The sequence below is a fragment of the Shewanella atlantica genome, assembly GCF_003966265.1.
Lineage (GTDB): Bacteria > Pseudomonadota > Gammaproteobacteria > Enterobacterales > Shewanellaceae > Shewanella > Shewanella atlantica.
The window spans coordinates 91,649-103,739 of record NZ_RXNV01000003.1 but is presented as its reverse complement, the minus strand read 5'-3'; the positions used below and the strand labels follow the sequence as shown (position 1 = coordinate 103,739).

The 12,091-nt window shown below is 40.2% G+C and carries 8 protein-coding genes and 1 pseudogene; all 9 read left to right on the top strand.

The features are described 5' to 3' along the window. The first annotated feature begins 728 nt into the window (after positions 1-728). The 9 genes and pseudogenes from EKG39_RS09190 (at position 729) to EKG39_RS09150 (ending at position 12,085) form a co-directional block, all read left to right on the top strand. Positions 729-3,464, top strand: coding sequence for an SLBB domain-containing protein (locus tag EKG39_RS09190; protein ID WP_126505432.1), 2,736 nt, complete (start codon positions 729-731; stop codon positions 3,462-3,464). 252 nt (positions 3,465-3,716) lie between these two features. Continuing rightward, a pseudogene (locus EKG39_RS09185) lies at positions 3,717-4,061 on the top strand (four helix bundle protein); the annotation flags it as partial. 219 nt (positions 4,062-4,280) lie between these two features. After that, entirely contained in the window at positions 4,281-5,246 is a 966-nt protein-coding gene (locus EKG39_RS09180) for a Wzz/FepE/Etk N-terminal domain-containing protein (RefSeq protein WP_126505431.1), read from the top strand. Positions 5,247-5,520: 274 nt separating this feature from the next. Further along, positions 5,521-6,510 (top strand): exopolysaccharide biosynthesis polyprenyl glycosylphosphotransferase, encoded by a 990-nt coding sequence (locus EKG39_RS09175; protein ID WP_126505430.1) that lies wholly within the window; start codon positions 5,521-5,523, stop codon positions 6,508-6,510. Further along, positions 6,511-7,254, top strand: a complete 744-nt coding sequence (locus EKG39_RS09170) for a glycosyltransferase family 2 protein (RefSeq protein WP_126505429.1) — start codon at positions 6,511-6,513, stop codon at positions 7,252-7,254. 9 nt (positions 7,255-7,263) lie between these two features. Beyond that, positions 7,264-8,454: a UDP-N-acetylglucosamine 4,6-dehydratase gene (locus EKG39_RS09165; protein ID WP_126505428.1), complete on the top strand. Its 1,191-nt coding sequence runs from the start codon at positions 7,264-7,266 to the stop codon at positions 8,452-8,454. Positions 8,455-8,518: 64 nt separating this feature from the next. Next, positions 8,519-9,658: a LegC family aminotransferase gene (locus tag EKG39_RS09160; protein ID WP_126505824.1), complete on the top strand. Its 1,140-nt coding sequence runs from the start codon at positions 8,519-8,521 to the stop codon at positions 9,656-9,658. Then, positions 9,655-11,019 carry a NeuD/PglB/VioB family sugar acetyltransferase gene (locus tag EKG39_RS09155; protein WP_126505427.1) on the top strand — a complete coding sequence of 455 codons (1,365 nt, stop codon included), beginning with the start codon at positions 9,655-9,657 and terminating at the stop codon, positions 11,017-11,019. The genes EKG39_RS09160 and EKG39_RS09155 overlap by 4 nt, the downstream gene beginning before the upstream one ends. Positions 11,020-11,029: 10 nt before the next feature. Then, a complete protein-coding gene (locus EKG39_RS09150; RefSeq protein ID WP_126505426.1) occupies positions 11,030-12,085 on the top strand; it encodes an N-acetylneuraminate synthase family protein in 1,056 nt (351 codons plus the stop codon). Positions 12,086-12,091 lie beyond the last annotated feature (6 nt).

The window sequence follows — 12,091 nt, the reverse complement described above, 5'->3', positions numbered from 1 at the left end:
CCGTGCTAATCGCTGTTAAATTTGTGTGTTTTAAGTTGCCTGTATATCGCAGTATTTAAAGGGTTGTTGTGGTCATAACTTAGACTGCATTTATCTTCTGGTTCGGGTATACTCCCGTGTTCGATTTTGTTTGGTTTTAACTGGTCATACCTATTAAAATCAACGCTTTTGGCCCTGACCGCACGCGGCGCGGGCTAATTAAACACTAAAAAATTAAATTTTCGCATCAAGCGAAGGGCAGTTTAGGGGCCGTAACCTATGGGCGGTAGCGTGTCTGAAAGGCAGAAAACGTCGCTTCGGTTAGCTTATCGCTGGTGACTTTTTGCCTGTGACTCTCCGTTGTTTCCGTATTCTGTAAGCAAAGCGTTCCGTAGGTCGAAGGCCGTTCGCCTTAGCTTTTAGCTCTAAACTGTTATCCGTATTCTGTAAGCAAAGCGTTCCGTAGGTCGAAGACCGTTCGCGTTTGCTTTTAGCTCTAAACTGTTATCCGTATTCTGTAAGCAAAGCGTGCTGTAGGTCTTAGACCGTTCGCAATTGCTCTTAGCCCTAAACTCTAAACTTTTACCAGTATTCCGTCAGCGAAGCGTTCCGTAGGTCATAGACCGTTCGCATTTGCTTTTAGCTCTAAACTGTTATCCGTATTCTGTAAGCAAAGCGTTCCGTAGGTCTTAGACCGTTCGCACTTGCCTTTGATTCATAGCTCAAAACCTCTTTAATGGAGAACGCCGGTGTTACACAAAACCAGAAAAATTGTTATTGCAGGCATCAGTGCCTTAGTTTTGTTAGGCGCGCAGGCACAAGCTGCTATGCCTTCTCCACAGATGATAGAGCAGTTTAAAAACTTGCCTGCTTCTGAACAGCAAAGACTCGCTAAACAATATGGTATAGACCCTTCTATGTTAGGTGGCTCTACAGCCCAACAACAGATAGAAAATCCTCAAGTAGTCGCGCCAAGAGCGTCAACTAACAACGTCATTGATCAATCAACTCAAGCAAAAAACTCTCTCGATTTTAAACAGGACTCAAACAAAAATGAGTTAAAACGATTTGGATACGATCTCTTTCAAGGAGAGCCATCGACTTTTGCTCCTGTTTCCGATATCCCAGTGCCAAGTGAATATCTGGTGGGGCCGGGCGATAACATAAAAGTTCAGTTATATGGTAAAGACAACAATGAATATGATCTCGTCATAAACCGCGAAGGCGTGATTCAATTTCCTGAACTGGGGCCTATATCGGTTAACGGCTTAACATTTGCCGAGCTTCGGGAGCTGCTTACTTCTCGAATTCAACAGCAGATGATAGGTATCGAATCTAACATCACCATGGGTGAATTGCGTTCTATACGAATTTTTGTAGCTGGTGATGCTTACAAGCCAGGTTCATATACAGTCTCAAGCCTGTCGACCATTACTCAAGCCTTGTTCGTTGCAGGTGGAGTTAATGAAATTGGCTCACTTCGAAACATCAAATTAAAACGAAACGGTAAGCTCGTTGGCAGTATGGATCTATATGACCTCCTTATGCGAGGAGATGCATCAGGCGATCTGCGTTTGCGCTCCGGCGATGTTGTATTCATACCGTCGGTAGGTGGCCTTATAAGTGTCACCGGAGAGGTTCGTCGGCCAGCTGTTTACGAACTTAAGGCCAATGAAGAGATGGCAGACATCATTCAAATGGCTGCGGGATTCAAGCCTGGAGCTTACCCGCAAAGCACCAGCGTCGAACGCTTTAATGACAAAGGGCTTAAAAGCATCATTAACGTAGATCTAAAATCTGCTAAAGGTAAAAGCGCACGAGCACATGCTGGGGACTTAGTCAGAGTAAAAGGGGCATCGAATCAATTTAAAGATGCAATCACAGTTATAGGTGCTGTAGTCAGGCCCGGTAAATACCAGTGGTACCAGGGGCAAAAAATCAGTGATCTGCTTCCTTCACTTTGGGGAGACGTAGCCTCAAGCGCAGATCTTGACTATGGAGTCGTAGTCAGAGAATTAAATCAGTATGGCGATATTGAGGTTTATCAATTCCAGCCGGCTAAGGCGATTAACGATAAGTTGGCCTCGCAAGACCTACTTTTACAAGCTAGAGATAGAGTCATTCTCTTCAATTACAATGATGCGGCCCAAAACCGATACGAGCTTAATAAGTTAGTTAAACAACGTTTAGCAAAAGTTAAGGCGTTATCAGGGGATTCACTGCTTGGTACTGACATTTTTAAATCTGGTTTCGACCAGCTAAACAGGAACAAATTACAACAACGTTCGCAAGTCGGCGGAGTGGTTGTAGGTAAAGAGAATATTGATGATGACGCCGCTGCGATAAAAGGTGAAGTCAACAAGATGTTGGCGAACATGTATGAAGATAAAGACCTGATTAAACTAAGTGGGGTGATGAGCAGAAGTGAGCTGCTATATCCTGTCGTAACCAAACTTATCGACCAAGGACAATCAGGAAGTAATGTTAAGGTCGTAGCGATAAACGGCAAGGTGCGTCATCCAGGAATATACCCGTTAGCTAAAGGCGCTAAATTGAATGATTTAGTTGTCGCCGGTGGTGGTTTACAAGAGGGAGCTTATGCTGCAAGGGCTGAGCTGACAAGTACTTCATCAACTACCGAAGGTTCTACGATCAGTCATGTCGACATTGAGCTAAGTCGTGCGCTGCAAAATGATGCCAGTGCCAATGTCACTTTGAAAGGCCGAGATATATTAACGGTAATGACGACGCCTTCATGGCAAGAAAATAAGTCTGTCGAGATCCGCGGTGAGGTTAAATTCCCGGGTATCTACAATATCCGCCGTGGTGAGACGCTTAAAGAAGTCGTACATCGCGCCGGAGGTTTTACAGAATATGCATACCTTCCATCTTCAGTTTTCGTTAGAGAGTCGGTTCGCCAGCAAGAGCAGTTAGAAATTAAAAAGCTTGCGGATCAGCTACGCCGCGATATCGCAACCCGCGGAGTATCTAAAGACGGCAACGTAATTAATTACTCTGATGCTCAGATGATGCTAACCGATCTTGAGAATATAACAGCGGTAGGCCGTTTGGTTGTTGATCTGTCTGCAATCTCAGTCGGTATCGAACAAGCAGACCTTCAATTAGAAGATTCAGATATCTTATACGTACCATCTACCAAACAAACCATTGCTGTGATGGGCGAAGTCCAACATGCAGCGACTCATAGATTTAAACAAGGTTTAACTCTTGACCAATATCTGAATATGTCTGGTGGGGTTAAAGAGCGAGCCGATGATGACAGAACCTATGTCATTAAAGCAGATGGCTCTGTGATGATGCCATCCAGCTCAATGTGGTTCAGTAGCGAAGACAATCTACAACCAGGTGACACCATTATTGTACCGCTTGATACCGAGTACAAAGATAACTTGACCCTATGGACACAAGTCACCAGCATCATCTACAACACCGCAGTCGCATTTGCCACAGTCGCTAATCTTTAGAATCTAAGATGAACGCCGCAAGCGGCTACGGAACGCTTCGCTCACGGAACGGACATTTTCCTCATGGATGAAATGCAGTTATCCAGTGGCCATAGGCCATTCCGTCAGTGAGCTTGCGAACGTTCCGTCAACCGTAAGCGCAGCGTTCTGTCTCTGCATTAGCTCTTACCGTCAGTGAGCTTGTGAACGTTCCGTCAACTGTAAGAGAAGCGTTCGATATTTTACAAACCAAGGATGGTTATGAAATTTTAAAAGTTAGAAGTCTGGCAATTGAGCTACCAAGTATCTTGCTCCATATATTCAGAAACAAAGGAGTTAAGGGATTGGGGCTTTAAAGATCAAATAACCCGTTCAGGTCTTTCTGTTCCTTCAAATATTGCAGAGGGGATAGAGCGGCAAGGGGTTAAAGAACAGATACAGTTTTTATATATTGCTAAGGCTTCATTTGCTGAATTAATCACTCAAGCAATGATTGGTAAAGATATCGGTTACCTTGAAGCCGACTTTGTTGATGAACTATTGAAAAAGACAGAGCAAATATCCGTAATGCTTGCAGGATTGATTAAAAGCATAAAAGTCCGAAATCAGGAGTCTTAGCTTTAAAGTATTGCTGTAAGTGAGCCTATGAATTTTCTGTTATCTGTAATCGCTTTTACTGTAAGCGAAGCGTTCCGTAAGTGAGCCTGCGAACGTTCAGTTATCTGTAATCGCTTTTACTGTAAATCTTATAACCGTAAACGAAGTGTTCAGTGAGCGAAGCGTTCCGAAAGTGAAGCGTTCCGTCATCGGAGACTCAACCAAAGAGACAAGATTTGAATGTCCACCGAAATTAAAAACTACCCCGACGCCCAGTTCGTCAACCCCCAAATCACGAGCGACGATGAAATCGACCTTCGAGAACTCTTCTCCGTGATCTGGCAGGGCAAGTGGCTCATTATTGCTATAACAGCCATTTTTGCTATTGGTTCAGTTGTTTTTGCCATAATGCAACCTAATACCTACAAGTCTGAGGCGCTATTAGCGCCAGCTAGTGAAGAGCAAGGCGGTGGTTTAAGTGCCTTAGCTGGGCAATTTGGTGGTCTTGCCAGTATGGCGGGTATTAATTTAGGTGGCGGGGGCGGGGTAGATAAAACCCAGATGGCTATCGAGGTGATGAAGTCACGTCAATTTACCAGTCAGTTTATCCAAAAACACAATATTCTTCCTGATTTAATGGCCGCTGAAAAATGGAACATGTCTGAGAACAGAATTATCTACGATGAAGAGCTGTTTGATTTTAGTAAGAATAAGTGGGTACGTGAAGTTAAAGCACCATTTAAGCCTGAACCTTCGATGCAAGAAGCCTTTAAAGTATTTACTAAAGTCATATCTGTTAGCTCGGCAAAGGATACAGGCATGGTTAGGGTATCAGTAGAGCACTTATCGCCTGCCGTTGCGCAGCAATGGGTGACCTGGTTAGTTGAAGATATTAATAAAGCGATGAAAGATCGCGATGTTGCTGAAGCTTATAGAAGTAGTGATTTTCTGAATAAACAAATAGCACAAACAAATGTTGCTGATATTCGTTCGATACTCTACAAACTTATCGAAGAGCAAGCAAAAACAATCATGTTTGCCGAAGTTAGAGATGAGTATGTGTTTAAGACAATTGATCCAGCGTTAGTATCGGAAGAAAAGGCTGGGCCTAAACGAGCACTTATATGTGTGTTAGGTACCATGCTAGGTGGCATGTTGGCTGTGATGATTGTTCTGATAAGATATTTTGTAAAAAAAGAAGATTAAATAAAAAGAAGAGCCTATTGGGACTGTTTAAAGAAAAACAGCGAAACCGAGGGCTTACAAGGGATAGCGACATATCGACTGTCTCAAAATGGTTTAAAAGTGTCTCAGCATGGTATAAAAGACTGAGATGTAAACGTGAATGAATTCGCTAACATGATTAGTGCTTGTTAGGGTTTTGCTAGCAAAAATATTTTAAATTTTTAATTACTTTTTATTACTCAAGCAACATATTTCGCCTTTAGGCATCCACGATATTAACAATTTTGGTCTTTGTATGAATATACGAATAAATGAAACCGCTGACACTGCTGAGTTTCAACCGATTAAAACGGTATCAAAGCGTTTTAAATCTAAGTCACAGGTATTAAGTCAACCAAGAATTTATATCTATTGCCCAACAGATAGGGAATTAGAAATAGGTGAAATTGTGGATGACTACACATTTGATATGGTTGTAAATGATTACACTATTACCGATCTGAGCTGTAAAGTCATATGTCATTTTGAAAGTGCGCGTCTAAATAAAGAACAAAGGCAGTTCCTAGTTAAAGCAACAGAACTTGGAGCTTGGGTAGAACCTTTAGTTAGCTATCTAGATGAGAGACTGGGTTATACCGAAGTTCGATTACTTCACAGTGGTTACTTCTTGCATCAAAAAGCATTTTCGATTTTATCAACGAAAAGAACGCAGTTAGCTAAGCGAGTCATTGATTTATTCGCTGCATTCTTACTTTGCACCGTTGCTATACCTGTTGGACTTATCACAGCGTTAGCTATTAAGCTTGAAAGCCCCGGTCCGGTTTTTTATAAGCAACGCCGTACTGGTCAGTATAATGATGAGTTTGAGGTCATTAAATTTCGCTCCATGCGGAGCGATGCAGAAAAGTCAGGTGCGCAATGGGCAAGTCAGAATGATGCTCGTGTGACTAAAGTTGGTAATTTTATCCGCAAGACTCGTATTGATGAGTTACCGCAGATTATCAATATTCTCATGGGCGAAATGTCTATCGTAGGCCCAAGACCTGAACGTGAAGTCTTTATTGCTGAGCTAGAAAAAGAAATCCCATATTACCGTTTCCGTCACGCAGTTAAGCCTGGTGTAACAGGTTTAGCCCAGGTGAGTTACCCTTACGGTGCATCTGTCGAGGATGCTGTATGGAAGCATAAATACGATATCTATTATATTAAGCACCATAGTTCACTGTTAGATATCAAAATTCTATTAAAAACAGTGAAGGTTGTATTATTTGGTATGGGTAGGTAAATGGAATCATTAGTCTCGATAATCATGCCTAGCTATAATTCGGCTAAAACGATTGCGCAAAGTATCGATTCAGTTTTGGCGCAAAAATATAGAAACTGGGAGCTTTTGATTACAGATGATAAGTCTAGCGATGATACCTTAGCTATTATCAATAAATATCGAAATAAAGATAAGCGTATTCGTTTATTTGAAAATGAAATAAACCTAGGTGCTGGCGGTTCTCGTAACCGCTCGATTAAAGAAGCTGGTGGAAAGTATATAGCATTTTTAGATTCAGATGATCTTTGGCTTGCTGATAAACTGTCAATCCAAATTGGTTACATGCAAAAAAATAATGTTGCACTGTCTTACACTTGGTATCAAAAGTTTGGTAATCATGGTGATGGAGGCTTTGTAGAACCTAGGTTAACGGTTACGTACCAGCAGATTTTATATAGCAATATTATAGGGTGCCTAACGGCTGTATATGATGCAGAGTTATTGGGAAAACGTTTTATGCCATTAATCCGAAAACGTCAAGATATGGGTTTGTGGTTAGATATTTTAAAAGATATCGATATGGCTAAAGGTGTCCCTCAAGTATTAGCAAAATATCGGATAGATTCCGGTATGACACAAAATAAAATTAAAGTTTTAAAGTGGCAGTGGTTATTCTATCGTGAAGTGGCTGAATTAAGCGTGGTATCGTCATTACGCTACTTTATAGTTTATACTGTTTTGGGTTTTCTAAAATATAAAAAATAAGAGTTTATTATGAATTATATATTGCCTTTAATTGGCCGCAGTGACGCTTTGTTTACTCAAGATATCGTTAATCATGAAGTTGAACTATCGCATATCGTTTCTGAATCTCGTTTTCTTGTTCTTGGTGGTGCAGGCTCTATTGGCCAATCGGTAACCAAAGAAATTTTTAAGCGTAACCCAGCTAAGCTTCATGTTGTAGACATCAGCGAAAACAATATGGTTGAACTGGTGCGTGATATCCGTAGTTCATTTGGTTATATCAATGGTGACTTTCAAACCTTTGCGTTAGACATCGGTTCTATTGAGTACGATGCGTTTATTAAGACGGATGGTCAGTATGACTACGTTTTGAATCTTTCGGCGCTAAAGCATGTTCGCAGTGAAAAGGATCCATTTACTTTGATGCGAATGATCGATGTCAATGTGTTTAATACTGACAAGACCATTCAGCAGTCGATTGATGCCGGCGCGAAAAAGTATTTCTGTGTTTCAACAGACAAAGCCGCGAATCCTGTGAACATGATGGGGGCTTCAAAGCGTATCATGGAAATGTTTCTGATGCGCAAGAGTGAGCATATAGCTATTTCTACTGCACGCTTTGCAAATGTGGCTTTTTCAGATGGCTCGCTTTTACATGGTTTTAATCAACGCATCCAAAAGAGTCAACCGATTGTTGCCCCAAATGACATTAAACGTTATTTCGTTACTCCGCAAGAGTCGGGTGAGCTGTGCTTAATGTCCTGTATTTTCGGTGAAAATCGCGACATTTTTTTCCCGAAATTAAGTGAAGCGCTCCATCTTATTTCATTTGCTGATATTGCAGTCAAATACCTTGAGCAACGAGGTTATGAGCCACACCTATGTGAGAGTGAAGAAGAAGCGCGTGAATTAGCAAAAACGCTGCCAGCGCAAGGTAAATGGCCATGTCTATTTACTTCAAGTGATACCACTGGGGAAAAAGATTTTGAAGAGTTCTTCACGGTTAATGAAACGCTGGATATGGCGCGCTTTGATAACTTAGGCATCATTAAAAATGAGCCGCTTTATCAACAAAAATTGCTTGAGCTGTTTGAACGAGAGATTGGTCAAATGAAAACGGCTCGAGAGTGGAGTAAAGAAGAGATAGTGAAACTGTTTTTCACTATGCTCCCTGATTTTGGTCACAAAGAAACAGGCAAGTACCTCGATAGCAAAATGTAATTGATATTCGCCAGTTTAACTAGCAATGACCCAAGTAGACCCGCAAAAAGTAGAGAGCAGATTAATGAGCCAAGTATCGATAGTTGAGTTTGTTCGTGATGTATACCAAACCAATGACTTTATCCCTCTGCATGCGCCATCATTTGATGGCAATGAGCAGAAGTATGTTCTAGAAACTCTTGAAAGCACGTTCGTTTCTAGCGTGGGTAAGTTTGTCGATCAGTTTGAACACAAGATTGAAGCCTACACGGGTACAGCTAAGGCTGTAGCGACTGTCAACGGCACCGCCGCACTTCACGCCGCACTTTATATGGCAGGTGTTCAACGTGGCGATTTTGTCATTACTCAAGCGTTGACGTTTGTTGCGACCTGCAATGCGCTACATCATATGGGCGCAGAGCCTATTTTTGTTGATGTGTCGCCAGTGAGCTTAGGCTTGTGCCCTAAAGCGATGGATGAGTTTCTAACTCAGCATGGGCAAGTGACCGAAAATGGTTGTATTCATAAACAGACTCAGCGTCCAATTCGCGCGGTGGTGCCAATGCATACCTTTGGGCATCCAGTCGAATTGGATGAACTTATAGCTGTTTGTAATAAGTGGAATATCACACTTGTAGAAGATGCTGCTGAGAGCTTAGGTTCATTCTATAAAGGCAAGCATACCGGGACTCTTGGTGACTTTGGTGCACTCAGCTTTAATGGTAATAAAATAATTACAACTGGCGGTGGTGGGATAGTGCTATGCAGAACCGTTGAGCTTGGAGACCGTACAAAACATGTGACAACCACGGCTAAAGTCCCACATCCTTATGAGTTTTATCATGATGAACCTGGTTTTAATTACCGAATGCCTAACCTTAATGCTGCGCTTGGTTGCGCACAAATGGAAGTGCTTGAAAAATATATAGCTCAAAAGAGACAGTTAGCTGAAAAATATAAAGAGTATTTTATTGAAAGTGAATTCCAATTTGTAGTTGAACCTGAATATGCAAAATCTAACTATTGGTTAAATGCCGTTATATGCCCCTCAATAGATGCACGTAATGAACTTTTGAAACAGACAAATGATGCAGGTATTATGACTAGGCCTATTTGGCAATTAATGCACCGCTTACCAATGTTTAAAGGTGCACTGAGAGGTGAACTCAAATATTCTGAGTTTATTGAGGCGCACCTTATTAACTTACCGAGCACACCAATATGAATGAGACAAAGAAACTTATATTGATAGGTTGCGGTGGTCACTGTCATTCAGTTATTGATGTTATTCACTTAACAGGCTTGTATGAAATTGTTGGTATTTTAGATAAACAAGAAAATATTGGGAAAATAATCCTAGGATATCCGGTTGTAGGTACTGATGATGAAGTGGATGATTTTCCTGATTGTGAATTTGTCATCACCATAGGCACTCTAGGAAACTCTTCATTACGTGAAGATATCTACTCTCGTCTTGTAAATAAGGTTCGTTTTGCCACAATAATATCACCATTATCTCACGTGTCTTCGTTTTCAGAAGTTGGTCATGGTAGTGTCGTCCACCATGGGGTGATAATTAATTCTAATGTATCGATTGGTGATAATTGCATAATTAACTCTCAGGCACTTGTTGAGCATGATTGTGTTATCGGTGACCATACTCATATTTCCACTGGTGCAGTTGTTAATGGTAATGCTTCAATAGGTAAAGGTTCCTTTTTAGGCAGTCATTCGGTCGTTATTCAGGGGAGCAAGGTTAAACCAGGTAGTTGTATTAAAGCCAATCAACTTTACTATGACAAAAAACGAACAGCTGTACTTACAGTTATTTATCCAACTGATAAACGCTATATTGATGATTATTGTCTGTCATTAGTCAATCAGACAGATAAATATTTTGATGTTTTATTGATGAATGATGGCTTTGGTTCATTGGACCGATTACGAGTGCAATACCCTGAGCTTTCCATTATTGAATTGGCAAGTGAAGACTGTATTGCAAAAAACAGAGAGTCGTTAATTAAACAAGCTATTGAACTAGGTTATTATACGGCTGTCTTTGCAGATATAGATGATATTTTGATGAGCAGCCGTATTGAGGTATCAAAAAAATACTTAAAAAAATATGACGTAGTGGTTAATGATTATACGTCATTCAACGATACGGGGTTGATTGAACGCAGGTACATTAGCCGTCGTTACTGTAATGGGGATTCTATATATTTAGATGATATTTTATTAAAAAATATTTTTGGACTTTCGAATACAGCTATTAATTTGAAAAGGGTCGAAGGGCTAGACTTTACCTTTCCAAAAGAATTGATAGCTGTAGATTGGTATTTTTATTCTCTGATATTGTTTAATCAGTTGTCTGCAGTATTTATTAATGAAACAGAAACACTCTATCGTCAACATAGTGGAAACATCATTGGTTCTAACAATGAAGACTTAAAGAAAAAGCAGCAAATGATTGTTGATACACATTATGCTTGCTTAGATAAAACGAATGTACATTTTTATGCGTTAAGAGAAATGCGTAAAAAGAACGAAATTAAATCACTACATTATCCCTTATGGTGGGAATAAAGGAATACTGATGAAAATAACAACTAAATTTACAATTGCCAACTTTTCAAAGCCTTACATTATTGCAGAAATAGGCTCGAACCATAACGGTGATATGGAATTAGCTAAGCGATTAATTGTTCAAGCCAAGGATGCTGGTGTTGATTGTGTAAAATTCCAGAGTTGGTCGAAAGATACTATTTTTGCAAAGAAAAAGTATGAAGATAACTTTTTTATTGCAGATGATTATCGTGATCGTGATGATTACACTCTAGAAGAAATTGTTGATGCATACTCAATCTCTGAAGAAGAATTATTAGAGATGAAATCTTTTGCAGATGAAGTGGGGATTGACTGCACATCGACACCATTTAGTAAAAAAGAAGCTGATTTCTTAGTTGATAAGTTGAATACTCCTTTTATAAAAGTCGCTTCGATGGATTTAAATAACTTACCTTTTTTAACTTATTTAGCGAAAAAAGGTAAACCGATGGTAATTTCAACAGGCCTTAGTGAGCTTCATGAAATTGATAAAGCGGTTAAGTGTATTGAAGCTACAGGTAACAGCCAGATTGTCATATTACATTGCGTGTCGACTTACCCACCAGTCGATGCAGATGTTAATTTAAATAATATCAAAACTTTGATGGCTACTTATCCAGAATATGGTATTGGTTTTTCAGACCATACTATTGGAGTTGAAATTCCGCTCGCTTCTGTTGCTATGGGGGCTTGTCTATTGGAAAAACATTTTACATTAGATAAAGAAATGGAAGGGTGGGATCACAAAGTGTCAGCAAACCAGGATGAAATGATTAAGATTGTTACTGGTAGTCGTCGAGTTGTAGATGCATTAGGCTGTTTCCGTATTACGGCTCCAGAAACTGATGAGAAGAAAGCGGAATTTAGGCGTAGCATTGTTATTACTCGCGATATGAAAGCTGGTGAGGTTTTAACTGAGAATGATTTAGACTATAAACGACCTGGAATTGGGTTAAAACCTGAAATGACAGAGTTTATTATTGGCATGGCAGTAAATAGAGATTTATCAAATGACCATATCTTATCTAAAGATGACTTAATATAAAGGTAT

Coding starts and splice junctions, on each gene's coding strand:
- EKG39_RS09180 (WP_126505431.1), top strand. CDS start 4,281: ATGTCCACCGAAATTAAAAACTACCCCGACGCCCAGTTCGTCAACCCC.
- EKG39_RS09175 (WP_126505430.1), top strand. CDS start 5,521: ATGAATATACGAATAAATGAAACCGCTGACACTGCTGAGTTTCAACCG.
- EKG39_RS09170 (WP_126505429.1), top strand. CDS start 6,511: ATGGAATCATTAGTCTCGATAATCATGCCTAGCTATAATTCGGCTAAA.
- EKG39_RS09165 (WP_126505428.1), top strand. CDS start 7,264: ATGAATTATATATTGCCTTTAATTGGCCGCAGTGACGCTTTGTTTACT.
- EKG39_RS09160 (WP_126505824.1), top strand. CDS start 8,519: ATGAGCCAAGTATCGATAGTTGAGTTTGTTCGTGATGTATACCAAACC.
- EKG39_RS09155 (WP_126505427.1), top strand. CDS start 9,655: ATGAATGAGACAAAGAAACTTATATTGATAGGTTGCGGTGGTCACTGT.
- EKG39_RS09150 (WP_126505426.1), top strand. CDS start 11,030: ATGAAAATAACAACTAAATTTACAATTGCCAACTTTTCAAAGCCTTAC.